Source organism: Demequina sp. NBRC 110054 (assembly GCF_002090115.1).
Classification (GTDB): domain Bacteria; phylum Actinomycetota; class Actinomycetes; order Actinomycetales; family Demequinaceae; genus Demequina.
The window spans coordinates 739,035-764,536 of sequence record NZ_BBRK01000004.1 but is presented as its reverse complement, the minus strand read 5'-3'; the positions used below and the strand labels follow the sequence as shown (position 1 = coordinate 764,536).

General features: G+C 70.2%; 27 protein-coding genes. 15 read left to right on the top strand and 12 right to left on the bottom strand.

Translation table 11 applies throughout. The features are described from left to right. Positions 1-108 precede the first annotated feature (108 nt). From B7K23_RS03505 to B7K23_RS03470, 8 genes are all read left to right on the top strand, one after another. Positions 109-1,476, top strand: a complete 1,368-nt coding sequence (locus B7K23_RS03505; RefSeq protein WP_084125019.1) for an ABC transporter substrate-binding protein — start codon at positions 109-111, stop codon at positions 1,474-1,476. Continuing rightward, entirely contained in the window at positions 1,476-2,219 is a 744-nt protein-coding gene (locus B7K23_RS03500; protein WP_084125018.1) for an ABC transporter ATP-binding protein, read from the top strand. Before B7K23_RS03505 ends, B7K23_RS03500 begins: the two co-directional genes overlap by 1 nt. Beyond that, on the top strand, positions 2,219-2,980 hold the full coding sequence (locus B7K23_RS03495; protein ID WP_084125017.1) for an ABC transporter ATP-binding protein: 762 nt from the start codon (positions 2,219-2,221) through the stop codon (positions 2,978-2,980). The genes B7K23_RS03500 and B7K23_RS03495 overlap by 1 nt, the downstream gene beginning before the upstream one ends. Then, complete coding sequence (locus B7K23_RS03490) at positions 2,974-3,846, top strand: branched-chain amino acid ABC transporter permease (RefSeq protein ID WP_084125016.1); 873 nt, start codon at positions 2,974-2,976, stop codon at positions 3,844-3,846. Before B7K23_RS03495 ends, B7K23_RS03490 begins: the two co-directional genes overlap by 7 nt. Next, on the top strand, positions 3,846-4,910 hold the full coding sequence (locus B7K23_RS03485; protein WP_084125015.1) for a branched-chain amino acid ABC transporter permease: 1,065 nt from the start codon (positions 3,846-3,848) through the stop codon (positions 4,908-4,910). The genes B7K23_RS03490 and B7K23_RS03485 overlap by 1 nt, the downstream gene beginning before the upstream one ends. 3 nt (positions 4,911-4,913) lie before the next feature. Then, on the top strand, positions 4,914-6,425 hold the full coding sequence (locus B7K23_RS03480) for an aldehyde dehydrogenase family protein (RefSeq protein ID WP_234996404.1): 1,512 nt from the start codon (positions 4,914-4,916) through the stop codon (positions 6,423-6,425). A gap of 153 nt (positions 6,426-6,578) precedes the next feature. Next, the gene (locus tag B7K23_RS03475; RefSeq protein ID WP_084125014.1) at positions 6,579-7,526 is read left to right on the top strand and encodes an AraC family transcriptional regulator; all 948 of its coding nucleotides are present in this window, start codon (positions 6,579-6,581) and stop codon (positions 7,524-7,526) included. A 130-nt stretch (positions 7,527-7,656) separates the two neighbouring features. Then, the gene (locus tag B7K23_RS03470; protein ID WP_084125013.1) at positions 7,657-8,280 is read left to right on the top strand and encodes a cysteine hydrolase family protein; all 624 of its coding nucleotides are present in this window, start codon (positions 7,657-7,659) and stop codon (positions 8,278-8,280) included. A 32-nt stretch (positions 8,281-8,312) separates the two neighbouring features. Here the strand turns inward: B7K23_RS03470 and B7K23_RS16020 are convergent, their stop codons facing one another. Continuing rightward, positions 8,313-8,663, bottom strand: coding sequence for a GntR family transcriptional regulator (locus B7K23_RS16020; RefSeq protein ID WP_084125012.1), 351 nt, complete (start codon positions 8,661-8,663; stop codon positions 8,313-8,315). Positions 8,664-8,732: 69 nt separating this feature from the next. Here B7K23_RS16020 and B7K23_RS03460 point away from each other — a divergent pair, with 69 nt between their 5' ends. After that, the gene (locus B7K23_RS03460) at positions 8,733-9,827 is read left to right on the top strand and encodes a hypothetical protein (protein WP_084125011.1); all 1,095 of its coding nucleotides are present in this window, start codon (positions 8,733-8,735) and stop codon (positions 9,825-9,827) included. Positions 9,828-9,835: 8 nt separating this feature from the next. Here the strand turns inward: B7K23_RS03460 and B7K23_RS03455 are convergent, their stop codons facing one another. The 6 genes from B7K23_RS03455 to B7K23_RS03430 form a co-directional block, all read right to left on the bottom strand. Beyond that, on the bottom strand, positions 9,836-10,594 hold the full coding sequence (locus B7K23_RS03455; RefSeq protein ID WP_084125010.1) for an alpha/beta hydrolase: 759 nt from the start codon (positions 10,592-10,594) through the stop codon (positions 9,836-9,838). Between the two features lie 99 nt (positions 10,595-10,693). Continuing rightward, complete coding sequence (locus B7K23_RS03450; protein WP_084125009.1) at positions 10,694-10,924, bottom strand: hypothetical protein; 231 nt, start codon at positions 10,922-10,924, stop codon at positions 10,694-10,696. A 9-nt stretch (positions 10,925-10,933) separates the two neighbouring features. After that, positions 10,934-11,632, bottom strand: a complete 699-nt coding sequence (locus B7K23_RS03445) for a hypothetical protein (RefSeq protein WP_084125008.1) — start codon at positions 11,630-11,632, stop codon at positions 10,934-10,936. A 145-nt stretch (positions 11,633-11,777) separates the two neighbouring features. Next, positions 11,778-12,410 carry a GyrI-like domain-containing protein gene (locus B7K23_RS03440; RefSeq protein ID WP_084125007.1) on the bottom strand — a complete coding sequence of 211 codons (633 nt, stop codon included), beginning with the start codon at positions 12,408-12,410 and terminating at the stop codon, positions 11,778-11,780. 73 nt (positions 12,411-12,483) lie between these two features. Continuing rightward, entirely contained in the window at positions 12,484-12,924 is a 441-nt protein-coding gene (locus B7K23_RS03435) for a hypothetical protein (protein WP_084125006.1), read from the bottom strand. A gap of 79 nt (positions 12,925-13,003) precedes the next feature. Further along, entirely contained in the window at positions 13,004-13,666 is a 663-nt protein-coding gene (locus B7K23_RS03430; RefSeq protein WP_084125005.1) for a pentapeptide repeat-containing protein, read from the bottom strand. A gap of 175 nt (positions 13,667-13,841) precedes the next feature. Between B7K23_RS03430 and B7K23_RS03425 the strand changes: the two genes are divergently transcribed. The 3 genes from B7K23_RS03425 to B7K23_RS03415 are packed head-to-tail and all read left to right on the top strand — an operon-like array spanning position 13,842 to position 17,159. After that, positions 13,842-15,752: an FAD-dependent monooxygenase gene (locus B7K23_RS03425; protein WP_084125004.1), complete on the top strand. Its 1,911-nt coding sequence runs from the start codon at positions 13,842-13,844 to the stop codon at positions 15,750-15,752. Between the two features lie 7 nt (positions 15,753-15,759). Further along, on the top strand, positions 15,760-16,185 hold the full coding sequence (locus B7K23_RS03420; RefSeq protein ID WP_200809758.1) for a MarR family winged helix-turn-helix transcriptional regulator: 426 nt from the start codon (positions 15,760-15,762) through the stop codon (positions 16,183-16,185). Then, positions 16,185-17,159: a phosphotransferase family protein gene (locus B7K23_RS03415; RefSeq protein ID WP_084125003.1), complete on the top strand. Its 975-nt coding sequence runs from the start codon at positions 16,185-16,187 to the stop codon at positions 17,157-17,159. Before B7K23_RS03420 ends, B7K23_RS03415 begins: the two co-directional genes overlap by 1 nt. 24 nt (positions 17,160-17,183) lie before the next feature. Here B7K23_RS03415 and B7K23_RS03410 read toward each other — a convergent pair whose 3' ends face one another. Next, a complete protein-coding gene (locus tag B7K23_RS03410; RefSeq protein ID WP_084125002.1) occupies positions 17,184-18,038 on the bottom strand; it encodes a helix-turn-helix domain-containing protein in 855 nt (284 codons plus the stop codon). Between the two features lie 91 nt (positions 18,039-18,129). Here B7K23_RS03410 and melA point away from each other — a divergent pair, with 91 nt between their 5' ends. Next, complete coding sequence (gene melA / locus B7K23_RS03405; protein WP_084125001.1) at positions 18,130-19,506, top strand: alpha-galactosidase; 1,377 nt, start codon at positions 18,130-18,132, stop codon at positions 19,504-19,506. Between the two features lie 60 nt (positions 19,507-19,566). On the opposite strand, the gene B7K23_RS03400 is transcribed toward melA, so the two are convergent. Further along, complete coding sequence (locus B7K23_RS03400) at positions 19,567-20,223, bottom strand: TetR/AcrR family transcriptional regulator (RefSeq protein ID WP_084125000.1); 657 nt, start codon at positions 20,221-20,223, stop codon at positions 19,567-19,569. A gap of 59 nt (positions 20,224-20,282) precedes the next feature. On the opposite strand from B7K23_RS03400, the gene B7K23_RS03395 reads away from it, so the two are divergent. Beyond that, entirely contained in the window at positions 20,283-20,969 is a 687-nt protein-coding gene (locus B7K23_RS03395; protein ID WP_084124999.1) for an HAD family phosphatase, read from the top strand. 4 nt (positions 20,970-20,973) lie between these two features. Then, positions 20,974-22,182 (top strand): MFS transporter, encoded by a 1,209-nt coding sequence (locus B7K23_RS03390; RefSeq protein WP_234996403.1) that lies wholly within the window; start codon positions 20,974-20,976, stop codon positions 22,180-22,182. Positions 22,183-22,254: 72 nt separating this feature from the next. On the opposite strand, the gene B7K23_RS03385 is transcribed toward B7K23_RS03390, so the two are convergent. The 3 genes from B7K23_RS03385 to B7K23_RS03375 form a co-directional block, all read right to left on the bottom strand. Next, positions 22,255-23,538: an MFS transporter gene (locus B7K23_RS03385; protein ID WP_084124997.1), complete on the bottom strand. Its 1,284-nt coding sequence runs from the start codon at positions 23,536-23,538 to the stop codon at positions 22,255-22,257. 234 nt (positions 23,539-23,772) lie between these two features. Continuing rightward, positions 23,773-24,441, bottom strand: a complete 669-nt coding sequence (locus tag B7K23_RS03380; RefSeq protein ID WP_084124996.1) for an HAD-IA family hydrolase — start codon at positions 24,439-24,441, stop codon at positions 23,773-23,775. A 148-nt stretch (positions 24,442-24,589) separates the two neighbouring features. Beyond that, positions 24,590-25,417 (bottom strand): hypothetical protein, encoded by an 828-nt coding sequence (locus B7K23_RS03375; protein WP_084124995.1) that lies wholly within the window; start codon positions 25,415-25,417, stop codon positions 24,590-24,592. Between the last annotated feature and the right edge of the window lie 85 nt (positions 25,418-25,502).

Genomic DNA, 25,502 nt, shown 5'->3' with positions numbered 1-25,502 from the left:
TCGGCGTTCTGTGCATGGTCCCGCGAAATCCCCCCGCGACTGGTTGACGCGTCCTTAGCCTGAACGCGCCCACAACGGAGTGGGCACCCAAGGATTGGACAAGTCCCCATGACCTACCTTGCATCGGCCGTGAAGCGGCCAGGCCGCGCTCGCCACCTCATGTTCGCTGCGCTTCCCGCAGCAGCGGTCCTCACCATCGCCGCCTGCTCGCCTGCAGGCACCGACAGCGCCTCGGACTCGGCGGAGCCCGAGTCCTCGGAGATGGCCGCCGGAGACGAGATGGGCGAGACCATCAAGATCGGCTACATCGCGCCCGTCACAGGCTCGCTCGCCGGATTCACCGACGGCGACCCCTACATGCTCAGCGTGGTCCGCGAGCAGTTCGCCGACGGCATCACGATCGACGGCGTCACCTACCCGGTGGAGATCATCGACCGTGACGCCGCCTCCGACGCCTCGAAGGCGGGCGAGCTCGCCCAGGAGCTCATCACTCAGGAGGGCGTCGACCTGCTCATGGCGACGTCGACTCCCGAGACCGTCAACCCGGTGATCGCCCAGTGCGAGGCCAACGCCGTGCCGTGTCTCACCGCGAACGCTCCGTGGCAGGCCGTGATCTTCGGCGCCGGCTTCGGGCCCGACAACCCGATGGAGTGGTCGCACCACTTCTTCTTCGGCATCGAGGGCTTCGGCGACGTCGACCCGCTCGCGTGGGACCAGATCGACACCAACAAGAAGGTCGGCGTGCTGTGGCCGAACGACTCGGACGGCGGCGCCTTCCGCGACCCCGACACGGGATACACGCCGTACGCCGAGGCCGCGGGCTACACGATCGTCGACCCGGGCGCCTACGAGAACGGCACGCAGGACTTCACGTCGATCATCCAGACGTTCAAGGACGAGGACGTCGAGATCATCGCGGGCATCCCGATCCCGCCCGACTTCGTGACGTTCTGGACGCAGGCCGCGCAGCAGGGCTTCGAGCCCAAGATCGCGACGGTCGGCAAGGCGCTGTTCTTCCCGACCACCGTGCCGTCGATCCCGGACAACCTGGGTGAGGGCCTCGCGTTCGCGACCTGGTGGGGACCGACGTTCCCGTACGAGTCGAGCTTCGACGGCACGACGCCTCAGGAGTGGATCGACGCCTACTCGGCGAGCCCCGAGGGCGAGGGCCTGGTCTGGAACCAGGCGACGCCGCTGAACGGCGCGCTGTTCGAGGTCGCCAAGGTCGGCCTCGAGGCCTCGGGCGATCCGTTCGACAAGGAGGCGCTGGTCGCCGCGTTCGACGACATCAACATGATGACGCTCGGCGGGCAGATCGACTTCACGAGCGGACCGTTCCCCGGCATCGCGACGATCCCGACGGCCATGGGCCAGTGGGAGCTGACCGATGAGGGCGAGTGGGAGTGGGTGGTCGTCGACGCTGGCGACGTGCCCGGTCTCGAGGTCGAGCGCCCGCTCGCGATCCTGGAGTGGTGATGGCGGCCCGGGCAGCGACTGCGGAGGTCCTGCTCGAGGTCGACTCGGTGGCCAAGTCGTACGGCGCTCTCGACGTGCTGACGGGAGTGGACCTCAAGGTCCCCACCGGGCAGGCCCTGGGCATCGTGGGACCCAACGGCGCGGGGAAGTCGACGCTCCTGAGCGTCATCAACGGCACCGAGCACGCAACCGGGGGGGCAGTTCGGTTCGCGGGGCGCGACGTCACAGGCGTCAGCCCCGCGGACCGGGCTCGCGCCGGCATCGGCCGGACCTTCCAGATCCCCAGGCCGTTCACGCACCTCACGGTGTTCGAGAACGCGCTTGCGGGCGCCGCGTATGGGGCGGGTCTCCACGGCCACGCCGCAGATCTGAGGGCCCTTGAGGCGCTCGAGATGGCGGACATGCTCGACGTCGCGAACACCCCCGCCGGATCGCTGCCGCTGCTCGGCCGCAAGCGGCTCGAGCTGGCCAGGGCTCTCGCGACCGAGCCGCGCCTGCTGCTGCTCGACGAGATCGCGGGCGGCCTCACCGAGGCCGAGTGCGACAGCCTCATCGCGACGATACGGCAGCTCCACGGCGAGGGCATCACGATTATCTGGATCGAGCACGTGGTCAAGGCGCTCACGGCCGTGGTCGAGCGCCTCGTGTGCCTCGCCACGGGCGTGGTCGTCGCCGACGGGCCTCCCGACGAGGTGATGCGCAGTCCTGAGGTGCAGAAGGTCTACCTGGGCGGAGGGATGTGATGGCGCTGCTCGCCGCACATGAGATCGATGCGCGCTACGGCGACGTGCGCGCGGTCACCGACGTGTCGCTCGCCCTCGCCGAGGGCGAGCTGCTCGCCCTCGTCGGCGCCAACGGCGCCGGGAAGTCCACGCTCCTGCGCGTGCTGGCCGGGGCGCATCGTCCCTTCTCTGGCACCGTCGGATTCAAGGGAGACGACGTCACGGGACTGCGCGACTTCGAGCGGGCGCGGCGCGGGATCGCGCTCGTGCCCGAGGGCCGACGGCTGTTCGCGAGCCTCACGGTGCGGGAGAACCTCCTGGTCGGAGGCGGCTCGCGACGCGCGGGGCGGTGGAACGTCGGCACGGTGACGGACGCGCTGCCGATGCTCGCGCCGCTGCTCGACCGCAACGCCTCGCAGCTGTCCGGCGGTCAGCAGCAGGCCGTCGCGATCGGGCGGGCGCTCATGTCGAACCCCGAGGTGCTCCTCCTCGACGAGGTCTCGCTCGGGCTCGCGCCGATCATCATCGACGAGCTGTACGAGTCGCTAGCCGCGGTGCGCGATGGAGGTCTCGGCGTCGTCCTTGTCGAGCAGGACCTGGACCGGACGCTCGCGGTCGCCGACCGCATCGTCTGCATGCTCGAGGGCGAGGCCGTGCTCGAGGGAACCCCCGACAGCCTGAGCCGCGAGGCCATTACCGACGCGTACTTCGGCCACGTCACCGCGCCCGCCGGAGGGGCTGGGGACGATGCGGCGGCCGGGAACGGGGGAGCGGGATGGTAGTCGTCAACGCCCTGGTGCAGGGCATCCTCCTGGGCGGAGTCTTCGCGATGGCCGCGCTCGGCCTGTCGATCGCCTTCGGCGTCCTGCGCGTGGTGAACCTCGCGCACGGCGAGATCATGACGGTGGGCGCCTACATCGCGGCGATCGCGCTGTCCCGGCTCGGGGTGAACGTGTGGGTGAGCCTGCTCGTCGCCGTGCCGCTGCTCGGATTTCTCGGCTACTGGGTGCAGCGGGCGATGCTGCAGCGGGCGCTCAGGATCGGAGAGCTCGCGCCCCTGCTCGTGACGTTCGGGATAGCGATCATCATCCCGAACGTGCTGATCGAGCTGTTCACCACGAACAAGCAGGCGATCCCCACCGGCAGCCTCGCCGTGAGCAGCATCACCGTCGTCGAGGGCGTGAGCATCGGTGTCCTGCCGCTGCTCACGATGGTGGTCGCGGTGGCTCTCATCGCGGCCACGCAGCTGTATCTGTCGAGGACGCGCAACGGCCGCTACATGCGGGCCGCGGCGGACGACTGGGAGACGCTGCGCCTCATGGGCGTGGACCACCGCCGCGTGTATGCGCTCGCCATGGCGATGGCCTTCGGGATCGCCGCGCTCGCGGGCGTGTTCTTCGGGATGCGCCAGGGAGGCGTCACCCCGTTCGACGGCCAGCTCGCGGTGCTGTTCGCGTTCGAGGCCGTCATCATCGGCGGGCTCGGGTCGCTGTGGGGCACTCTCGCGGGCGGCGTGGTCCTCGGCGTCGCTCAGACCCTGGCGGGAGTGGTCAGCCCCGAGCTCCCGCTGCTCGTCGGCAACCTCGTCTTCCTCGCCGTCCTCATGTTCAGGCCCACGGGCATCGTCCGAAGCAAGGTGGCAGTCTGATGGCCGAGCTCGTCCCCGGACACGTGCGCGTCGACCGGCTGCGCCGGCGCATGATCACGACGCAGATCGTCGGCGCCGCGGTCATCGTCCTGCTCGCGCTCGCGCCCTACCTGTTCGTGCCCGCGGTCACGAGCCAGTGGATCAAGCTGTTCTACCTGATCACCCTCGCGACCGTATGGAACCTCCTCGCGGGCTACGCGGGCATGGTGTCGGTCGGCCAGCAGGCCTACATCGGCCTCGGCGCGTACGGGATCTTCGTGTTCAACGACCTGGGCCTCAACCCGTATGCGAGCGCACTGGTCGCGTCGGTCGCGATCGGGGTGATCGCGTTCGGGCTGTCGTTCGTCGCCTTCAGGCTGCGCGGCGGCTACTTCGCGATCGGCACGTGGGTGATCGCCGAGGCCGTGAGGCAGGTCGTCGTGAAGTTCGACTCGCTCGGCGCGGGGCGCGGGCGGTCGATCGCGAACTACACCGAGGACCCCGTGATGCGGAACCTCTTCACGTACTGGCTCGCGCTCGCGATCCTCGCGGCGACGCTCATCGCGACGCTGTTCCTGCTGCGCAGCCGCATGGGCATCGCGCTGCAGAGCATCCGCGACAACGAGGTCGCCGCGCGCGCCCTCGGCATCCACGTGGGGCGCACCAAGCGCATCGTCTTCGTGATCGCGGGCGTCGGCGCGGGCCTCGCGGGCTCGGTGATCTGCCTGCAGGCGATCGGCGTGCAGTCGCCCGCCCAGATCTTCTCCGTGAGCTTCTCCGCCTTCATGGTCTTCATGGTGCTGATCGGTGGCATCGGCACGATCGAGGGGCCGATCGTCGGGGCGGTCATCTACTACGTGATGGACCTCTACTTCAGCCAGATGGGCCTGTGGTACCTCGCGGTGCTCGGCGTGCTGGCCATCGTCGTGACGCTGTTCCTTCCCCAGGGCGTCTGGGGAGCTCTCGCGTCGCGATTCAACCTCAGCATCTTCCCCATCGGGCACCGCGTCGTCGCGGTCGCCGACCACGGGGAGCGCAGACACGCATCGCGTCACCCGGACGCGGTCATGACGGTAACGGACTGAATCATGCTCGATCAGATGACGACGGATGCGGCCGAAGCGGCCGGGAAGAAGGAGGCCACCATGGGGTTCTTCGACAAGGGCACCTGGGAGGGGCGCACCTACCTGGGCGGATGGACGACGCTGAAGTCGACCGCCGATGCGGTCTCGCCTTCGACGGGCGAGCGGATCGCGTCCTACGCGATGGCGGACGTCGACGACGTGCAGACGGCCGTGGACCTCGCGGTGAGCGCGCAGCGCACGTGGGCGAGCACCTCGCCCGAGGAGAAGGCCGCGGTGATGCGCCGCGCGGCCGCGCTGATCGAGCAGCACTCCGACGTGCTCGCCGCGTGGCTCGCGGACGAGGCGGGGTCGGCGCCGGGCAAGGCGGCCTTCGAGGCCGGGCTCGTCGCGTCGGAGTTCCACCTCGCCGCGGCGACGGCGATGATGCCCTACGGCCAGCTGCTGCGCACGGGGCGGCCGCGCACGAGCATCGCCCGCCGGCTCCCGGTGGGGGTCGTGGGCGTGGTCGCGCCCTTCAACTTCCCCGCGATCCTGGCGGCGAGGTCGCTCGCACCCGCGCTCGCGCTCGGCAACTCGGTGGTGCTCAAGCCGGACCCGCGCACGACGATCGCGGGCGCGCTGTTCCTCGCGGCGATCCTCGAGGAGGCGGGGCTCCCGCCGGGCGTGCTGAACGTGGTTCCCGGCCGTGCGGACGTGGGGCAGGCGCTCGTCGACGAGCCGCGCGTGCCGATGATCTCCTTCACCGGCTCGACTCCCGCCGGGCGCGCGATCGCGGCGAGGGCGGGTCAGCTGCTCAAGCGCGTCCACCTTGAGCTCGGCGGCAACAACGCGCTCCTGGTCCTCGCCGACGCCGACGTCGAGGCGGCGGCCTCGGCCGGCGCATGGGGATCGTTCCTGCACCAGGGCCAGATCTGCATGACGACGGGCCGCCACCTGGTGCACGAGAGCCTGTACGACCGCTACGTCGAGCTGCTGACCGAGAAGGCGGCGCGGCTCCATGCTGGTGCGCCCGCGACCGGCGCGCCGCTAGGGCCGATCATCGACGGCGGCCAGCGCGACAAGGTGCACTCGATCGTCACGCGCAGCGTCGAGGCCGGGGCGAGGCTCACGGTGGGCGGCGCCTTCGAGGACCTCTTCTACGAGCCGTCGGTGCTCGCTGACGTGACGCCTGGGCAGGCGGCCTTCGAGGAGGAGATCTTCGGGCCTGTGGCCTCGGTGTCCTCGTTCTCGACGACGGACGAGCTCGTCCAGCTCGTGAACGCGTCGCCCTTCGGGCTCTCGATCGGACTGCTCACGGGAGACCCGTACGCCGCCTTCGAGCTCTCCGATCGTCTCCACAGCGGCATCATCCACATCAACGACCAGACCGTGGACGACGAGGCGCAGGCGCCGTTCGGCGGGGTCGGCGACTCGGGCACCGGCGTGCGCTTCGGCGGCCACGAGGCCAACATCGAGGCGTTCACCGAGACGCAGTGGGTGACCATCCAGGGCGAGATCGCCACCTACCCGTTCTAATCCGCCCGCACGGTGTCGCGTAAACGATGCCGATCGAGCCTCGCGGATCCTTCGGGATCGGTGTAGATCACGGAACCTCAACATTGTCGGCCAGATTGTTGACAATTCCCAAGGGCGGTTTTACGTTCTGAGAATCAGCGCAAGGAGGCGGTGATGGTTGTTCACGCGGCAGGCAGCGCGGACGAATGGAAGGACGTCGTCAGCCGTTGCTTCATCCCGATCAGCTTCGACTCGTTCGAGCCCGGATTCACGGCCAGGATGGATCACCTCGAGCTCGACGACAGCATCTCGATCTCGTGCGTCGCGACCGACGGTCACACGGTGGACCGGTCCGAGCGACTTGCGGCCAGGTCCGAGGTGGATGATCTGCACCTGTCCCTCCAGGTGGCCTCGCGAGGCACGGTGCGGCAGGGCAGGCGCATGGTGTCGGTGCGTCCCGGCAGCGCGTCCATGTACGCCACCGACTCCCCCTACTACCTCGACTACTCGGAACCGGGGCAGCAGCAGCTCATCGTGCAGGTCTCGCAGGCCTCGCTCGACGCGCCGTCCGAAGCCGTGAGGGGAGGGCTGGGTCAGCTGAGCCTGCCCGCCACGGACGCGACCCGGGTGTTCTTCACCTATGCGCTCGACCTGCACAAGCAGGGCGGTCCCCCTCCGGGGACCCAGGCGGCCGAGGCGTCCGAGGTGGCGCGAGACCTGGCGGCGACGATGATCCGTGCCTCGGCCGAGGGCACGCGTGTGCTGCCGCGGACCCGCGGCGGGCTGCTGCGCGCGATCCAGGACTTCGTGGCGGTGAACCTTCCGCGGGTGCGCGTCGACGACATCGCCGCGGAGTTCTTCCTGTCGCGGCGGACGGTCTATCACGTGTTCGAGGACGTGGGCACGACGCCGAGCGACTATCTGCGCGGCCGGCGGCTCGCGCTCGCGGCGGCGCGCCTCACGGATCCCGAGTTCGCCGACGTGCCGATCGCCGAGATCGCGGCGAGCGCGGGCTTCGACGATGCGACGACCTTCACACGCGCGTTCCGGCGTCAGCACGGGGTGACCCCGCGCGAGTGGCGCGTCGCGGGGCCGACGCGGGAGCTGTCGGTCGCGTCATAGCCCTCCCAGATGCGTCCTGGAATCGCATGACGGCCGCTCTGGCGGCCCGATCCCCACCGTGGTGCGATTCCAGCGCCCACGCGTGCCGAGCGCGAGTAGCGTGGACAGCGGCCGACACCCGGGAGGAACGATGACCACGCCGCGCCGCGCGCTCGTCCTGATCGATGTCCAGAACGAGTACTTCACCGGAAGGCTGCCGATCCAGCACCCGCCGCGAGAGGAGTCGCTCGCGCGGATCCTCGAGGCGGTCGACGAGGCGGAGGCGCGAGGTATCCCGATCGTCGTGGTGCAGCACGATTCGGGCGCCGGGGCCCCTGTGTTCGCACCCGGGACGCCCGGGTACGAGGTCCACCCCTCGCTCGCGGCGCGCGAGACGCCCGCGTGGGAACGCGTCGTCAAGCACCACGCGTCAGTGCTTGCGGAGACCGGACTCGAGGAGTGGCTCCGTGCTCAGGGCGTCGACACCCTCGCGCTGACCGGGTACATGACGAACAACTGCGTGCTCGGCACGTCGGTCGACGCCGCCACGAAGGGCCTCGCCGTCGAGGTGCTGGCCGATGCGACGGGCGCGATCGACCTGGTCAATGACGCAGGTACCGCTCCTGCGAGGCAGGTCCACGAGACCCTCATGGCGCTGCTGCACTCGAACTGGGCAGCCGTGGCTGACGCCGCGACGTGGCTCGCGGCGGTCGAGGCCGGTGAGTCCCTGCCGAAGAGCAACCTGGTCGCGTCGGCTGCCGCAGGCCGCGGCTAGGCAGTCCGCGGTGGCGCCGGCCGCGTGCGTGCCTAGACCCGTGGGCGGGACCGCAGGAGTGCGATGAGCGCCTCCGGCTCGAGCCCCTTCATGCGTCCTAGCGCGAGGAAGCCGTCGGCCGCAGAGGCGAGCTCCACATCGACCGCCTGGCCGATGACGCACGTCCCGTTGCGGCCCGCCGTGACGACGAGCCCGGCCTCCTCGAGCTCGCCGTAGGCGCGCGCGACGGTGCCGGGCGCCACGGACAGGGACGATGCGAGGGCCCGGATTGCCGGAAGCCTCGCCTGGTCCGCAAGGTCGCCGGCGAGGATCTGCGCGGCGATCTGGTCGCGCACCTGCGCGAACGGTGGCGTCTTCGACGCGGCGTCGACGGTGAGGTCCATGGATCGAACCTAGCGCGACCGGGAGCGCACGGCCCTAGGGTGACAGTCGGGGGTGTGCAGATGGATCTGATGGCGGGACCGCGCGGGCGGAGACTGTGCCTCGCGACGATGCTCGAGTGGGCGAGTCACGCGGAGGACGACGCGGGCCAGGAGTTCGTCACCGCGGTCTTCTACGCCTCGCACGATCTCGATCCTCGCCGGGGGACCCCGGCCCTCAGCATGCTCGCCCTTGAGGGGTCCGGGCCCCCAGAAATCCCGATTCGTACCACGGCGGACGTAGCCCGGCTGTGGGCGGACGCCCCGCGCGGGCGCCTCGACGCGCACACGCTCATGTCCGCGCTCGTCGCCTCCGTCGACGCGGCGATGTACTGGCAGGCGCCCGACGGTGAGGACGTGCTCGCCGCGACGGACGAGATGCGAGGGCCGCTGGTCGAGGTGGCCGCCGCGATCGAGGCGAGCGAGGCACCGTCCTGGTGGGGTGCGCCGGTGGACCTTGCGAGTCAATGGGTGGTCGAGTTCGATCTTCACGATCACCCGGCAGGTTTCGAGCACGCGGGCGAGCCCGCCACCGTGCTGGCGAACTGGCGCGAGGCGATCGTCGAGGAGGAGTACCGCTTTCACCGCAGCTACCGCAAGCGCCCTCAGGAGGCCATCTCGGGACCGTGGTGGTCCAAGCCGCCGCACGCCTTGACGCGCACCACGCGCTCGCTTGGAGACAGCGGTCCTGCGGGGCTGTGGCTGATCGAGGACAGCCATGGGCCGGAGCGGGCGCTGGTCCGCCGTGCTGCTGTCCCGAGCGACGCGAACGTCTACGAGATCGACGGCCCCGACGCGTGGGCCGACCTGTGCCGCCGCTTCCCGATCGACGTCACCGCGTCGCGCCGTCATGACTGGTACCGGACGACGGGGGAGCCCGGGCCGTGGGTCCTTCCCGACTGGTCCCGCGTCGCCGAGTACTACGACGGCGCCCATCTCACCGTCGCTGGCTACCTCGAGACCGCTGGCCGCGCGATCCCCGTAGGCGATGGCGCATCGTCCGTCCTGGCAGGTTGGGACCCGGACACGACGTACTGGTTCGCCGGGGTGCGCGCGTATGGGGACACCGAGGAGACTTGGGTGAACCCGGACGATGCGGGATGGTCCCGGGAGCCGACCGCGGCCTGACCTCTTCCTCAGACCAGGTGCTCGCGGAGGAAGTCCGCGGCGAGCGTCGCAGCGCGCTGCACGTCGGGCTCGAAGAAGTGGTCCTTGCCGTCGAGCACCACGATGCGCGCGTCAGTCATGCGCGAGGCGAAGGCTTCGATGGGCGAGAGCGGTACATGCTCATCAGCACCCGCGGCGAGCACCAGCATCGGTCCCTCGTACGGGGAGGAGTCGTCGAGAATCGGGAGCTCCTGCCCCGTCCTGAGGAACTCCCGACCCAGCGGGTATCCCCACATCTCGATCTGCTCGGGGAGATCGTCGGGATCGAACGATGCGCCAAGGATGGTGCCCGCGCGGGTGTCGTCGCGGATGATGACGGCGGGCGCGAGCAGCACGATCGCACCCACGTCGGAGCCCATCCGTCCCGCAAGCATCGACGCGACGACCCCGCCCTGCGAATGCCCGACCAGCCCAAGTGTCGAGACGAACGGCAAGGCCCGCGCGAACGCCACCACGTCCGCGGCCTCCGCGAGCTCGATCGGCACGGTCATGTCGATGAAGCGACCGCCGCTGCGGCCTTGGCCGATGAAGTCGAATCGCAGCGTGGCGATCCCCCGCGCGACCAGCGCGCGCGAGGTGGCGACCAGCACGGCCTCCTCCTGGTCGCCGAAGAGTCGGTGCATGATCACGACGAGAGGCACCCGCTGGCCCGGCTCGAGCTCCGGCACGTCGAGCGTGCCGACGAGCGCGATACCGCCAGAGGTGATCTCGACCGGGGACGTGACCATGACTCGACGGTAGCCCGGAAACACACGCGTCGGGCGGTGAGCAGCGGCTCGCACGCCAGGGAGGTCGACGGTGCAGCCGCGCGCTCGGCGAGCGGGCTGCTAGACCTCGTCCCGCGGGATCGCGGTGAGCGCCTTGAGCACGAAGCCCACCGACAGCAGCGCGACGAGCACGGCGCCGATCCGGGGCACGGGTGAGGTGTCGCACGCGCCGACGCCCTCGACGGCCTCGGTGCAGGTGGTGATGGTGAGGTTCCACAAGAGGATCGCCACGATGTCTGCGAGCACGGCCAGCAGCAGCCAGCCCACGTGCACCTTGCCGATCGACGTCATACCGCCAGCCTACGGAGCGGCGTCCTCCTGCGTCAGCAGCACCGCGTCGACGACCGCGTGTGTGTCCGGATCGAACACCACGATGGCCGTCTCGACGCCCTCCGACACGACTCCGTCGCGGTACTCCTCGGTCACATACAGGCTGACCTGCACCCAGTAGTCGCCGACGGTGTCGGTGAGATGGCCCTCGACCGCGGTCGGTTCGACGGTGATGGCGACCATGTCGGCACTGGACGATGCGGCGGTCGCCTCCTCCTCGACGGCTCGCAGCTCGGAGATGAGCGAGGTCACCGCCGCGCGCCCGGTCGCCGTCATCGGGATCGCGTCGGCGATCACGTCACTGCGCTCTGCTGCCGTCGCGGTCCGCTCCGTGCGCGCGTCGACGTCGATGCCCGAGTGGTCGGCCACGAGCGTCACGTCGCCATCGGTGCTCCCGGGCGCGAGCGAGACAACGTCGTCGACCGTGACGACCGTCGGCCCGTAGCTCGAGTCCCACACCCCGGCGAGCAGCTCCGCGGCGGCGACGTCGTAGCCGCGCGACGCAATCTGCTCGGTCGTGAGCGTCTGCGGATCGGCGTCGTTCGAGGTTTCCACCAGCGGAAAAGCCGCCACGAGCGCGATCGCGAACGCGGCGACCACTCCCGCGGCCACCATGATCGGCCACTGCGGCCTCGCTCGCGCGGGCACGCCGACCTCTTCGATGCTCATGACACCCCCTCGGCCGCCCATGCGTCCCCCCGGATGCGATGCGGCCTTGCATAGACGGTAACCCACGCCGGCGAGTTCCGGGCGTGCGCCGCATCACCGTGCGGTCACGATTCGCGCCCCGGTGCCAGCCGCGCGGCGCGTGGCCTCAGACGCGAGCGACGGGCTGCCGCAGGATCGTGCGCAACTTCTCGGGCGCGGCGCGGCGGAAGTCGCTCAGGTAGATCTCGTGATGGTGGGCCGAGGGGCGCAGCCCGTGCGCCGGCATGAACTCCTCATGCATCCGAGCGATCACCGGAGCCTCGTCGTCGAAAGGTCCGACGTGGAGCGTCTGCACGCACTCGCCCTCGTCGATCGTCTCGACCCTCACGCCCTCGACCCCCGCATCGGGAGCCTTCGCGGCGGCGGCCTCCGTGGCCGTCGCGACCATCGCATCGTCCAGGGGTTCCGGAAGTGCCGTATCGGGGATCAGCAGCAGGAGCGTCCAGCTCCACTGGGACTTGTCGAGGTTGACCGCGAAGGAGTCCATGTCCTCGGACCACCACAGGCCCTCGAGCGGCGGCACCACGTAGTCGTGGCCGCGGGCCTTGGAGGCGAACTTGAGGGCGTAGGCCACAGGGTAGAGCGCGCCGATCGCGCGCTCGAACGCCGGGGAGGTGTTGGGGTCGCCGTGGCCGTCGACGGCGAGGTACCTCATCGGAGGCACGCGGACGATGCGGAACTCGCCCTTGCGGGCGGCGTACGAGTCGAGGGTCCTCTTCGGGTCGACCTTGTCTGACATTGCTGCTCCCGTCGTGCGGACGCGCTCTACGCTAGGCGCCGCAGGCTGGGTGTGCGAGGCGTGCGGTCCGGGCTCAGTCGGCCACGCTCGGCGTGGCGCTCGGGTCGACGGTCGCGTGGCCCCACGCCGCGTCGTAGCACGCGGAGGGGGTCTGGGGGTTGTCCTCGCCGTCCTCGAGCTCGTAGATCTCGAAGGTCGCCCAGTTGCCGCCCCTCGCGTCCCCGACATTGACGTAGTACGTGCCGGGGATCTGGCTGTCGACTAGACCGATCGCGTAGTCCGAGGTGGGGCCGAGCTCCTCGGCGAGCGCGGCGATGTCCGTCGAGGTCCCGTAGGGGCCCGCCGAGAGCGCCTCCTCGACCTCGGACGCGTCGCCGCTCTCGAGCGCGTCGGTGAAGGCCTCGATCGCCTCGTCGGGCATGCCGAGCCCCTGCGAGCAGTCCGGCGTGCTGCTGCACCCGGACAGCATCGTCCCCGCGAGTCCTAGCCCCGTCGCCAGCGCTGCGAATCGCATCGTCCCGTTCCTGAAACCCACCGTGTCCCCCGTGTCCGCGCCGCCCCCGCGGCGCTCGGTCCACCCTATCGTTCGGGTGTCACCCGGTGACGTCGATCCCCAGGTGCGCCGCCATCACGGGCGCGAGGTCGAGGAGCTGCTCGGGGGAGACGATCGCGCCGCGCGCGGACTCGAGGCCGCCGAACGTGTGCAGCTCCGTGCCCCGCAGGTCCAGGTGTGTGAGGCGCGCGCCGTGCAGCAGGAGCGTGTCGATGCGGCAGTCGCGGAAGGCGACGCGCTCGGCGGTCGCCTGGCTCAGGTCGAGCTCGTCGATGACCACGTCCTCGAACAGCACGTCCTTGAGCTTCGCCCCGCGCAGGTTCACGAAGGACAGCTTGGAGCCGGTCACGGCGACCGTGTCGACCTCAGCCTCGTAGAGCTCGACCGCGCCGAGCCTTGAGGAGTCGAGGCGGACGTCGTGCCACGCGGAGCGGGGCGCCTTGAGCACGGGTGCGTTCGCCCGGACGATGCGGGTCTCGACCACGCGGGCGAGGTTCAGCCTGGTCTCGTGCAGGTCGCAGCCGAGGAGCTCGCACTCGCTCAGGGTCGCGCCGGTGAGGTCGCGGTCGCCGAGGTCCAGGTCGATGAATCGCAGGCCGTCGCAGCGCTCGTGCGGGCCGAGGTCGCCGGGGAAGCCCTCGGCCAGGTCGTCGAGTCGCAGCTCGCCGATCACGGGCTCGGTGGGGTCGGTCGCCTTCGCCATGGCCTCAGTTGTACCGCGCGACGGGGCCGGTCAGCGAAGCACCGGTCCTCCTCGCCAAGGAAACGTGATCTGCCGGGGGTGACGGCCCCATCTGTTGACGCGTCCTTGAAATCGTTGGGGTACTGACTTATTCTGATCCCACCCCGGCACGCATCACTGATCAAAGGAGATCAGCATGCAGTTCTACCGCGACGGCTACCGCCCCGGCGACCCCGACCTCAGGCCCGCGGCGCCCCAGGCGCTCGCCCGCTCCGCCGAGATCCCCGAGCAGCTCGACGTGCTCATCGTCGGCACCGGACCGGCGGGCGCGGTGCTCGCCGCGCAGCTCGCCGCGTTCCCCGGCATCAGTACGCGCGTGATCGAGCGCCGCGCGACCCCGCTCGAGCTCGGCCACGCCGACGGCGTCGCGTGCCGCACTGTCGAGATGTTCCAGGCCTTCGGCCTCGCCGACGCCCTCGTGCGCGAGGCGTACTGGGTCAACGAGGTGCGATTCTGGGGACCGTCGTCCGCGGACCGCGACAGGATCGAGCGCACCGGCTGGGTCCAGGACACCCCGCCCGGGCTCAGCGAGTTCCCGCACGTGATCGTCAACCAGGCCCGCATGCAGGAGTACCTGCTGGACTACGCGGCCAAGCAGCCCAGCCGGCTCACGGTGGACTACGGCGTCGAGCTCGTCGATCTGACCGTGGGGGAGGGGGGCTACCCCGTGACGGTGACCCTGCGTCAGGCGGGCGGCGAGCGCGAGGGCGAGGTGCGCACCGTCCGGGCGCGCTACGTCGTCGGCTGCGACGGCGCGCGCAGCGCGGTGCGCACCGCGATCGGGCGTGAGCTCAAGGGCGACGCCGCCAATCATGCGTGGGGCGTCATGGACGTGCTCGCGACCACCGACTTCCCCGACTGGCGCACCAAGAACGTCATCCAGTCCGCGGGGAAGGGAAGCCTGCTCATGATCCCGCGCGAGGGCGGCAGCATGGTGCGGCTCTACGTCGACCTGGGCGAGGTGAAGGCGGGCGACTCGGCGATCCGCGGGACGACCGCGGCGCAGCTCGCGGACGTCGCGAACGCGATCCTGCATCCCTACTCGATCGACGTGCGCTCCGTTGCGTGGTCGTCGGTGTACGAGGTGGGACAGCGACTCACCGATCGCTTCGACGACGTCCCCGCGGAGTTGGTGGGCGAGCGCGAGCCCCACGTGTTCATCGCGGGCGACGCGTGCCACACGCACTCCGCCAAGGCGGGCCAGGGCATGAACGTGTCGATGCAGGATGCGTTCAACCTCGGCTGGAAGCTCGTCGCGGTGCTCGAGGGGCGGGCGCCCGAGGGACTGCTCGCGACCTACTCGGAGGAGCGGCAGTCGGTCGCGCAGGACCTGATCGACTTCGACCGCTTCTGGTCGGCCTTCATCGCGCAGCCGACGCTCGACCCCGACCACCCCGAGAATGGCGGCGTGACGGCCGAGGCGATGCAGGCCGAGTTCGCGCGCCAGGGCAGGTACACCGCAGGCCTCGCGACCCGCTACCGGCCCTCGACGCTCACCGGCACCGGCGAGCACCAGGGACTCGCGACCGGCTTCGAGATCGGCACGCGCTTCCACTCCTCGCCGGTCATTCGCGTTGCCGACGCGCGCCCGATGCACCTCGGCCACGCGCACGTGGCCGACGGCCGGTGGAGGCTCTATGCCTTCGGCGACACGACGGGCGTGGCGCTGCGCGAGCTCGCGGAGTGGCTCACGGAGTCGCTGGACTCGCCCGTGCAGCGATTCCGGCTTGCTGGCGCCGACCTCGACGCGGCCTTCGATGTGCACGGCATCTTCCGCGCGGGGCACCACGAGGTGGACATCTCCTCGGTGCCCGGGATCCTGCTGCCACGCTCGGGCCCTCTCGGGCTGCAGGACTGGGAGAAGGCGTGGGCCGTCGATCCCGACGACGACATCTTCTCCGCCCGTGGGATCGCCGACGACGGCGCGCTCGTCATCGTCCGTCCTGACCAGTACGTCGCGCACGTGCTGCCGCTCGCCGCTCGGGTGGAGCTGACCGACTTCTTCTCCGCGATCCTGCTGGAAAGGGAGGCCGCCGCCCTGGGATGATCGGGCCGTGGAGATCGACGATCAGGAGCCGCAGCGCTACACCGGGTACCTGATCCGCCGCGCCCAGCAGGCGCATCTGGCGATGTGGTCTCGGGTGGTCTCCACCGAGATCACGAGCGTCCAGTACTCGATCCTTGTGATCCTCGATCAGTGCGGTCAGGCGAGCCAGCGCGAGCTCTGCGATCGCGTCGACCTCGACCGTTCGACGGTCGCGGATCTCGTGAGGCGCATGGAGCGCCGCGGTCTCGTGGCGCGGGCGCGCGACGTCGACGACGCCCGCCGCAACACGGTGACGCTCACCGAGCACGGGCTCGCGGAGCGCGCGCGGCTCAAGCCGCTCGTCGAGGAGGCGAACCGCAGGCTCACCGAGGGGCTCTCGGCCGAGCAGCGCGAGGCGCTGCGCGCCGGGCTTCGCGCGCTGCTGGAGGGCTGATGGAGAGCATCACCAAGAACCGCCAGCCCGTCGAGGTGCTGCGCCGCATCGTCGCGCGGGCGTACGGCGAGGCCGAGGTGCCCGAGGGCGAGGACTTCGCGACCGAGCTGGGTGAGGGCTACTTCAACGTCGCCTACCGCCTCGTCCTGCGCTCCGGACGGCAGGTGGTGCTGAAGATCGCACCTCCGCGGGAGGTCGAGGTGATGACCTGCGAACGCGGTGCGATGCGCACCGAGCTCGCGGCCCTCGAGCTGCTGCGTTCGCGGACGTCGGCGCCGGTGCCCGAGGTCGACTTCGCGGACACCACGCATGAGCTCGTCGACGCCGATTGGTTCGTCATGCCGCTCATCGAGGGGGACAGCCTCTCCGCCCTCGAGGAGTCCGAGGACGTGCCGGTCGCGGTGACGGCCGGGCTGCGGCGGGACCTCGGCGTGCTCAACCGAGGGATCAACGAGGCCGTCGGCGTGCGCTTCGGACCGCTTCTCGGGGACGGCTTCGCGACGTGGCGCGAGTGCTTCGCCGCGATGATGGAGGACATCCTCGGAGACGGTGAGCGCGCGGGGCTGGACCTGGGGGTCGAGTATGACGTCGTCCGCGCGGTGGTCGATGGCCACCTGGACGCGCTCGACGAGGTCACCGAGCCGCGGCTGGTCGAATGGGACCTGTGGCCGGGCAACGTGCTCGTGAGGGACGGCCGCATCGTCGCGCTGATCGACCATGAGCGCGCGCTGTGGGGAGACCCGCTCATCGAGGCCGGCTTCAACGGCATGGACCTGCCCGACTTCGGCGACCCCACGCCGTTCATCGAGGGATACGGGCTCGAGTTCGTGACGCCCGAGATGGCGCGGCGACGGTGGCTCTACAGCATCTACCTGGTGCTGCTCATGACGATCGAGACCCACTACCGGCAGTATCCGGACGACGGTCCCTACGAGTGGGCGAAGGGCCTGCTCGCGGACCTTCTGGCCGAGTGACCCGCAGGCGCTGCTGAGGTCGGTTCAGCTCCGCGGCGGCTCGTGCGCCGCGAGGCCGCGCCGATACGCGGCGGGCGGGCCGCCGGTCGCACGCCGGAACGCCTCGTAGAACGCGCTCACGGTGCCGAAGCCCGCGGCGATCCCGATGTCGCCCGCCGGCCTCGAGGTCGTGATGAGCAGTCGCTGGGCCTCGGCGACGCGGCAGCGCGTGAGGTACTCGCCGATCGTGATGCCCAGCGACGCTCGGAACACCTGCATCGCCGTGCTGGGATGCAGCGGCACGGCGGCGGCCACGTCCGCCACGCGCACCGGATCCCGGAAGTTGAGGGCGATGAACCCCGCCATCGCGGCCACCGCGTCGGGCATCTGCGAGGAGCCGCGCCGCCCGCCCGGGCCGCCGGCGCTGCCGTCCCTTGCGGCGCGCAGGATCCGCATCGCGAGCGCCTGGACCTCCATGAGCGCGATCGTGGTCGTCTCGGGGGTGGTGAGATCGGTCGCCCACCGGTCGAAGGCGGCCGAGAGGTCGCCGAGGCCGGCCGCGTCGACGATCAGCGGGCGGTCTCGCAGGAGGCGGGCTAGCGAGTCCTGGGGCAGTCCCCATCCCCGCACCGTGGCGAGCGGAACGTGCAGCCAGCAGCCCTCGGGCGCCTCCGCATCGTCCCCCGAGTCGACGAGCCGGTGCGGGGTGGCGGCCCAGAACATCGCGATCGATCCGGCCGGCACCGAGAGGGACCTGCCGCCGAAGAGGTACTCGAGGCTCCCGCGCGTGACGAGGTTCAGCTCCAGGTCGTCGTGACGGTGCGCGCTCGTCATCGGCAGCGCGCCGCCCCGATGCACCCAGAACCCAGGGGCGTTGACCACGACGTCGGAGGCGGACATGGCCCCACGCTACGCGACGAGGCGAGGATTCCGGAAGATTCGCCACGCAGGGCGGAGGAACTGCGTGAATGACGAACGTACAGTCGGTCCCATGACCACCACTCCCAGAATCGTGATCATCGGCGCCGGCGGATTCGTGTTCCCGTTCCGCCTCATCGGTGACCTCATGAGCCACACCGCCCTCCAGTCCGCCGAGTACGTCCTTATGGACATCGACGCGGATCGCGTGAAGCGCACGGCCGACGCCGCCCGTGCGCTCGCGGAGCACCACTCGCTTCAAGCAAGCGTGATCGAGACGACCTCGCGCGAGGAGGCGCTCACCGGCGCCGACTTCGTGTTCATCACCTTCCAGGTCGGCGGCGTCGAGGCCTACAAGTGGGACGTCGAGATCCCGCGCAAGTACGGCGTCGACCAGACCGTGGGCGACACCGTCGGCCCGGGCGGCGTGTTCCGCTTCCTGCGCTCGATCCAGGCCTACAAGGCGATCGCCGACGACATGCTCCGCCTGTGCCCCGACGCGCTGCTGATCAACTATGCGAACCCGATGGCCATGGCCACCGGCTATCTCAACGCGCAGGGGATCTCCACCGTCGGTCTGTGCCACAGCGTGCAGGGCACGACCCGCATGCTCGCCCGCACGCTCGGCATCCCCTACGAGGAGATGTCCTACGTCTCGGCCGGCATCAACCACCAGGCGTGGCTGCTCAAGCTCGAGCGTGACGGGGAGGACCTCTACCCGCGCCTCAAGGAGATCATGCACCGCAAGCACTCACTGGGCCGGGGCGCGGAGGACATCGCCGAGGATGACGGCGACCACACCGGCATCGCCGAGGGGGACTCGAACTACGAGGGCGGCAACGAGCAGGTCCGCAACGCCATCATGGAGACCTTCGGCTGCTTCCAGACCGAGTCGAGCCACCACGCGTCGGAGTACCTCCCGTACTTCCGCAAGGACCCGGAGACGGTGCTGCGGTACATCCCCGAGCGCTGGGACTACTACGACATCTGCGTGAACCACGATGAGCAGGGCGACGTCGACGAGCAGCTCGCGAACCTGACCGACAGCCTCGAGCCCTCGATCGAGTACGGCGCGACGATCGTCAACGCCGCCGTCACGGGCGTGCCCGCGGTCATCTACGGCAACGTCCCGAACGACGGGCTGATCCTCAACCTGCCCGCGGACGCCACCGTCGAGGTCGCGTGCCTCGTGGACCGCAACGGCATCCAGCCGGTCGCGCTCGGCGAGCTTCCCCCCGCGCTCGCGGCGGTCAACCGGACCAACATCAACGTGCAGCTCCTCGCGCTCGAGGCGGCCCGCACCGGCAACAAGGAGCACGTGTACCAGGCGGTCGCGCTCGACCCGCTGACCGGTGCGCACCTCACGCTCGAGCAGATCCGCGACATGACGGACGAGCTCCTCGAGGCCCACGCCGATGGGCTGCCCGAATCCCTCCGCTTGGGGGCCTAGCGGAAGGTAGCCGGAACTCCGATCCCGGTGCGCGCTGCGCTCATGGTCGCCGAGAGGCGGTCATGAGCGCAGCGTCGTCTCCGGCGTCGGGTCGGGCAGCGGCGCGGTGACCAGCTGCTGGAGCCTGCGCCTCAGGAGGCGCGCCATGTCGATGCTGGGGTCGAGCAGCCACTGCACCTGGACGCCGTCGGTGAAGGCGATCAGCTCGACCTCGAGCCCCTCGGCTTCGACGCCGGGGGCGAGGAGGTCCTGCCTGACGAGCTCCGCGATGACGCGCGCGTACTCGCTCCGGGTGGCTGCGTAGCGGCGCGCGAAGTACTCGTGCGCGGGATGGTCGGGCGACGACGACTCGGCCGACAGCACCGCGAAGAGGCGCACCAGCCGCGGCTGGGTCGCGTTGAACTCCGTGAGGCGGATCAGGTTGGCGAGCCAGCCGAGGGGGTCGGCCGGGTCCAGGTGATCGAAGTGCCGCGCGTCGTCCAGGCGATCGCGCTCCTCGAGAACAGCCGCGAGCAGGTCGTCCTTCGTGGGGAAGTGGTGGAGGAGTCCTGCGCGGGAGATGCCCGCGGCCGCGGCGGCCTGGACCATGCTCGTGCGCTCGTAGCCGGCGTCCGCGAACAGGTGCAGCGCCGTGGAGACGATGTGGGCCCTGCGGAGATCGCCCTTCGCGTACGTGCCCGCCTCCTTGTCGTGGCGGGCTCCCGGCTCCTGTGGCATGCTTGTCACGATATCAAATACCGACAGCGTTGTCTGTTTTTTGCGAAGGTGGGTGGGGCATGGTTGCCGCTGACTCCGGGTTCGCCGTCCTGTGGGACATGGACGGTGTCCTGATCGACTCCGAGCCGCTGCTGTTCGAGGCGGAGCGGCTCGCGTTCGCGGAGCACGGCGTCGCCTTGACGATGGAGGACAAGAAGCCCTTCATCGGCCTCGGTGGGCACGAGGTCATGGCGCGCATGGCCGAGGCCTTCGGCGTCGACGCGGACCCGGCCGAGCTGGGTCGGGCGAAGCTCGCGCACGTCGTCAGGCTGCTCGGATCCGTTCCCGGTTTCGCGCCCACGACCGCGCTCGTCCGCCTGCTCGCCGCACGAGGCGTGCCCATGGCCGTCGCGTCTGGCTCGAGCCCCGAGATGATCGATACGGCCCTGCGGGCCGTCGGCCTGGACGATGCGCTCGCCACCCGCGTCTCCGTGCTCGAGGTCGCGCATGGCAAGCCGGAGCCAGACGTCTTCCTGGAGGCCGCCTCGCGTCTGGGGGTCGCCCCCGGACGATGCGTCGTGGTCGAGGACGCGGTCCCCGGGGTCCTCGCGGGCAAGCAGGCGGGCGCTCGCGTGCTCGCGATTCCGTACGTCACGGACCCATGGGATGCGCGCTTCGAGACGGCCGATCTCGTGGTGCGTGGCGGCATGGACCACGCCGATCCCGACGCTCTGCTCGCGTGGATCCTCGGCACCGAGGAGAGTTGACGCCGTGACCTCTCAGCCAGCGGACCTGACCCGCAGCCCCGGCGCAGTGACCGCCGCGCGCAACGCCACGCTCGCGGTGTTCACCGTGAACGGCTTCGCCTTCGCCTCCTGGATGTCGCGCGTCCCGGACGTGAAGGACATGCTGGACCTCACCCCGGGCCAGCTCTCCCTGCTCCTGCTCGCCCTCTCGATCGGATCGCTGGTCGGCCTGCCAGTGGCGGGCCGGATCGCGCGCCGCATCGGCGCCGCCAACACCGTGAGGCTCGGCGGTGCCGTGTCCATGCCGGGAGTCCTCCTGGCCGGGATCGCCGTGGAGGCCCACGCGTCGATTCCTCTCGTGATGGTCCCGCTGTTCATGGTCGGGCTCGGCTTCGGCACCTGGGATGTCGCTCAGAACCTCGAGGGATCCATCGTCGAGCAGAGCCTGAGGCGAGCGATCATGCCCTGGTTCCACGCGGGCTTCTCGGGCGGCACCGTCATCGGAGCGCTGCTTGGCGCCCTCATCACGTGGCTCGCGGTCCCCGTCGGGCTGCACATCGGGGCGGCGGCGGTGCTGGGCCTCGCGGTCATGTGGTGGTTCACCCGCGACTTCCTGCCGGCTTACGACGAAGGCGCCACCGAGGCGGTCGACGTCACCGGCGCGACGCGATCGCCGTGGCTCGAGCCCCGCACGCTCCTGATCGGACTGATCGTGCTGGCGGCCGCATTCGCCGAGGGGACCGCGAACGACTGGATGGCCGTCGCGTTCGTCGACGGGCACGACACCTCCAATGCGATGGGGGTCGTCGCGCTCGCGGTCTTCCTCGCGTTCATGACCGCAGGGCGCATCCTCGGCACGGGACTGCTCGACCGGTACGGACGCGTCGTGGTGCTGCGCACGCTGTTCGTGACGGCCGTGGTGGGATGCCTGCTCGTGGTGTTCGGTCCTTCGTGGCTCGCCTTCATCGGGGTCGCGATCTGGGGCGTCGGCGCGAGCCTGGGATTCCCCGTCGGCATGTCGGCGGCGTCGGACGACCCGGCGCGTGCCGCGCTGCGCCTGAGCGTCGTCTCCACGATCGGCTACGGGGCGTTCCTCATGGGACCGCCTCTGATCGGGTTCCTGGGCGACAGGGTGGGCGTGCTCGATGCGATGCTCACCGTCGGCGCCGTCTCGCTCCTCGCGATCCTCGTGGTGCCGGCCGCACGGCCGCTGAAGCGAGCCGGCGGAGCCTGATTCGCAGGAGCCTGGCACGCCGAAGGGCCCCCGGCGACGCCGAGGGCCCTTCGTACGCTCGAGCTCGGTCTGTCAGCGCACCCCGCGGATCAGCGGCATGAGGGCCGCTCCCACGAGGCACAGGACGGCGGCACCGATCCACAGCAGCGCGTAGTTCGCGCCCCCGCCGATCGAGAGGATGGTCGGGCCGACTGCCGGCACGATGATGTTGGGGATGCTGAGCGCGAGGCCGAACACCGCCATGTCCTTGCCTGCGTCCCTCGCGTCCGGCAGCACGGCGGCGCACAGTGCGAGGTCGACAGTGAGGTAGATCGCCTGACCCATCGCGAAGATGCTCCACGCGACGGCGAAGCTCACGAAGCTGTCGGCCATGGCTCCGAGGACGAGGCCGAGCGCCATGAGGCCCGCGGCCGCGGCCACGAAGGGCTTGCGGCTGCCGACCTTGTCCGACAGCCAACCCGAGCCGGTGAAGAACACGATCGAGATCGGGGCGGAGATCAGCGTCAGCAGGCCGGCCTTCGCGCCGACCTCGGTCAGCGGCACCTCGAGCACGTCCAGCATGTAGTAGACGAAGTAGGTCAGCAGCGATGCCATCGCGATGCCGGCGAGCAGGCGTGCGAGCCAGGTCCATCCGAAGTTGGGGTGCTTGCGCGGGTTCACGAGGAGTCCGCCGAACAGCTCCTTCACGTCGAGTGCGGGCACCTCGGACTTCGCCTTGGCGGGGTCGCGGTAGAGGGCGAGCAGCGGAAGGACCGTGAGGACGGCGAGCAGGATCGGCGCCGTCATGAGCAGGAGGGGCTGCTCGACGAGAGCACCGGTGAGGTAGGAACCGCCCGAGTAGGCGAGGGCTCCGAACAGGCCCATGATCCCCATGACCCTCGCACGCATCGCGTCGGGAACCGCCTCGACGGGGATGACGGCGTAGGCGTTGAAGGCGGACTGCATCGCGGTCACGAGGATCACGTACGCGGCGCCGATGATGATCGGGTTGGCGGAGAGGCCCGCGATCGCGGCGGCGACGACCGCGACGACGAGGCCGCCGACGATCCACGGGCGGCGCCGGCCGTACCTGCTGGTGGTCCTGTCGGAGAGGGCGCCGACGACGGGGATGACCACGAGCATGAGCAGCGCGCTGACGGAGACCGTGCGGCTGTAGAGCACATCCTTGGTGTCGGGGGCGATGCTCGCGATGCGAAGCGACAGGGCGGTCGACATGCTCATCGCCATGATGTACATGCCGAGCGCGGCGATCAGCACGAGTCCGATGGTCCTGCGTGGCGTGCCGAACTCGGCGGTGGTGCTGGTGGAGTCGTGCGTCGACTCCGTGGTGACTGCTGCTTCGTCGGAGATAGTCATGAGGCTTCCTTGCCTGTAAGGCCGCGCGCACGGCCTCGCCTTGAGGGGACACTGGGTGTCCGGGGTAGGTCGAGAGTATCCCGAAAATCTAATCCTAGCAATAAATTCAACTGTGAGTTGAAGCAGAGAGGATGATGCGCGCACCAATGTGCGCTCAAATAACCTTAGAGAGTCTAGAAATTCGCTGGTGCAGGTTCAACATGTGACGGTGGTCGGCCGTCGAGGTCTTCGGCTTCACATACGGATCACGAAGGCGCTCGCGCCAGATGCCGCGGAGACCGCCACGCCTCGAAGATCGGGGACGGCCCGTAGCCCCTCGGTGAGCGCGGAACGGTAGGCACCGACGACCACCGTCGTCGCTCCCGATGCGACCGCGGCCCTGACCCCCGCGTCGGCGTCCTCGAACACGACGCATCGTCCGGGCTCGACGCCCAGCCGCTCGGCTCCGAGGAGGTAGCCGGAAGGGTCCGGCTTGCCCACGGGCGTGTCCTCGGCCGCGACGAGCACGCGCGGCTCGGGAAGGCCCGCGGCGGCGATGCGCGCGAGGGCGAGCGCGCGAGGCGCCGAGGTGACGACGCCCCAGGGCGCCTCCCCGAGCGAGTCGATCAGCGCGCGGGCGCCCGGGATCTCCTTGGTGCCCTCGGTGATCCGCAGCTCGGTCTCCTCGAGCTCGGCGACCGCCGCGTCGATGTCCGCGCCCTCGGGCAGGAAGTGCGTGAAGGTGTCGCGGCTGCGTCGCCCGTGCGAGTAGGCGAGCACCTCGTCGAGCGACAGGTCGTGACGCTCGGCGACGCGGCCCCACACGTGCTCCACGACCTCGGTCGAGTCGACGATCGTGCCATCCATGTCGAAGATCACGGCGTCCGCGTGAACCGCCTCCGTCGTGGGCTGCTCCCCGGTCATCCCGTCTCCTTTCGCGTGCGCCGGGCGCGTCGGAATGCGTGCTGAGCCGGCGGTAGTCATCAAGGGTAGGCGGCGCCGGTCCCAGAAAGAGCGGCGCCCCCGTCCCGGGGGAGAATGGCCAGGGACGGGGGCGCGGGCCTGTGTGGGGCTACTTGGCGGCCTTCGCGGAGGCCTTCGCGGCCTTCTGTGCGGCCTTCGCAGCCTTCTGCTCCGCCTTCTCCATGGTCTTGATGGCCTTCTGCTCGGCCTTCTCCATCGTCTTGGCGGCCTTGGCCTCCGCCTTCTCAGCCTTGGCGGCGGCCTTCTCGGCCTGCTTGGTCGCGTCGTCGGCCTCGTCGTCGACGTCGGCCTCGTCGGCCGCGGCGAGCTCCTCGTCGGCGGCCTCCTCGTCAGTCACCTCGAGGTCCGCGACCTCCACGTCGTCCGTGCCATCCTCAGCGCCGTCCTCGGCTGCGTCCTCCGTCGCCTCGTCGACCCAGATGCCGCGTGCGTGCTGCGACACGGCGTGGCCGAACTCCTTGCCGGTCAGCTCGGTGGTCGCCATGAAGGTGAGCATCTCCGCTACCTGCGTGCGGCGCTCGAGCGACTGCTCCGAGCCGTTCTCGAGCACCGACTCGGCGGCCTTCAGCAGGCCGGTGAGCTCCTCGGCGTCCCCCTCATCGAGGTCCTCCATGTCCTCGAGGGCGTCGTCGGCCGTCTCGAGCGCGAGGTCGATCTCGCCGTCGTCCACGAGCTCTTCGGTCTCCTCCAGGCGCTCCTCGCACCCGCCGTCGTTGATGCCGAGGTCCTCGAGCGCGAGGTCGACCTCATACAGCGCCTCGCCTGGCTTCGCGTCGTCGGCCGCGGCGGCACCGCCCACGGCGAGCGCGGCCAGGCCGGCGATGCTCACCGCGGTGAGCGCGCGCCGGCGCATCGTGGACAGGCCCGCGGGCTTCGTGGAGGACTCGGGCGTGGGGGCGGTGCGTGAGGGCTTCATGTCCCCGTCACCGCTCGCGCGGTCCAGAAGGTGACGCCAACCCGACATTCTGTGGCAAACGCCACAGGAGCGGCGGACGGAGAGG

Excerpts from the sequence above, each read along its gene's own strand:
- B7K23_RS03485 (WP_084125015.1), top strand. The coding sequence starts at position 3,846 with ATGGCCGAGCTCGTCCCCGGACACGTGCGCGTCGACCGGCTGCGCCGG.
- B7K23_RS03435 (WP_084125006.1), bottom strand. The coding sequence starts at position 12,924 with ATGCGATTCGCAGCGCTGGCGACGGGGCTAGGACTCGCGGGGACGATG.
- B7K23_RS03500 (WP_084125018.1), top strand. The coding sequence starts at position 1,476 with ATGGCGGCCCGGGCAGCGACTGCGGAGGTCCTGCTCGAGGTCGACTCG.
- B7K23_RS03490 (WP_084125016.1), top strand. The coding sequence starts at position 2,974 with ATGGTAGTCGTCAACGCCCTGGTGCAGGGCATCCTCCTGGGCGGAGTC.
- B7K23_RS03505 (WP_084125019.1), top strand. The coding sequence starts at position 109 with ATGACCTACCTTGCATCGGCCGTGAAGCGGCCAGGCCGCGCTCGCCAC.
- B7K23_RS03445 (WP_084125008.1), bottom strand. The coding sequence starts at position 11,632 with ATGAGCATCGAAGAGGTCGGCGTGCCCGCGCGAGCGAGGCCGCAGTGG.
- B7K23_RS03375 (WP_084124995.1), bottom strand. The coding sequence starts at position 25,417 with ATGAAGCCCTCACGCACCGCCCCCACGCCCGAGTCCTCCACGAAGCCC.
- B7K23_RS03480 (WP_234996404.1), top strand. The coding sequence starts at position 4,914 with ATGCTCGATCAGATGACGACGGATGCGGCCGAAGCGGCCGGGAAGAAG.
- B7K23_RS03400 (WP_084125000.1), bottom strand. The coding sequence starts at position 20,223 with ATGCCACAGGAGCCGGGAGCCCGCCACGACAAGGAGGCGGGCACGTAC.
- B7K23_RS03455 (WP_084125010.1), bottom strand. The coding sequence starts at position 10,594 with ATGGTCACGTCCCCGGTCGAGATCACCTCTGGCGGTATCGCGCTCGTC.
- B7K23_RS16020 (WP_084125012.1), bottom strand. The coding sequence starts at position 8,663 with ATGGACCTCACCGTCGACGCCGCGTCGAAGACGCCACCGTTCGCGCAG.
- B7K23_RS03460 (WP_084125011.1), top strand. The coding sequence starts at position 8,733 with ATGGCGGGACCGCGCGGGCGGAGACTGTGCCTCGCGACGATGCTCGAG.
- B7K23_RS03450 (WP_084125009.1), bottom strand. The coding sequence starts at position 10,924 with ATGACGTCGATCGGCAAGGTGCACGTGGGCTGGCTGCTGCTGGCCGTG.
- melA (WP_084125001.1), top strand. The coding sequence starts at position 18,130 with ATGACCACCACTCCCAGAATCGTGATCATCGGCGCCGGCGGATTCGTG.
- B7K23_RS03415 (WP_084125003.1), top strand. The coding sequence starts at position 16,185 with ATGGAGAGCATCACCAAGAACCGCCAGCCCGTCGAGGTGCTGCGCCGC.
- B7K23_RS03475 (WP_084125014.1), top strand. The coding sequence starts at position 6,579 with ATGGTTGTTCACGCGGCAGGCAGCGCGGACGAATGGAAGGACGTCGTC.
- B7K23_RS03395 (WP_084124999.1), top strand. The coding sequence starts at position 20,283 with ATGGTTGCCGCTGACTCCGGGTTCGCCGTCCTGTGGGACATGGACGGT.
- B7K23_RS03380 (WP_084124996.1), bottom strand. The coding sequence starts at position 24,441 with ATGACCGGGGAGCAGCCCACGACGGAGGCGGTTCACGCGGACGCCGTG.
- B7K23_RS03495 (WP_084125017.1), top strand. The coding sequence starts at position 2,219 with ATGGCGCTGCTCGCCGCACATGAGATCGATGCGCGCTACGGCGACGTG.
- B7K23_RS03385 (WP_084124997.1), bottom strand. The coding sequence starts at position 23,538 with ATGACTATCTCCGACGAAGCAGCAGTCACCACGGAGTCGACGCACGAC.
- B7K23_RS03410 (WP_084125002.1), bottom strand. The coding sequence starts at position 18,038 with ATGTCCGCCTCCGACGTCGTGGTCAACGCCCCTGGGTTCTGGGTGCAT.
- B7K23_RS03430 (WP_084125005.1), bottom strand. The coding sequence starts at position 13,666 with ATGGCGAAGGCGACCGACCCCACCGAGCCCGTGATCGGCGAGCTGCGA.
- B7K23_RS03440 (WP_084125007.1), bottom strand. The coding sequence starts at position 12,410 with ATGTCAGACAAGGTCGACCCGAAGAGGACCCTCGACTCGTACGCCGCC.
- B7K23_RS03425 (WP_084125004.1), top strand. The coding sequence starts at position 13,842 with ATGCAGTTCTACCGCGACGGCTACCGCCCCGGCGACCCCGACCTCAGG.
- B7K23_RS03470 (WP_084125013.1), top strand. The coding sequence starts at position 7,657 with ATGACCACGCCGCGCCGCGCGCTCGTCCTGATCGATGTCCAGAACGAG.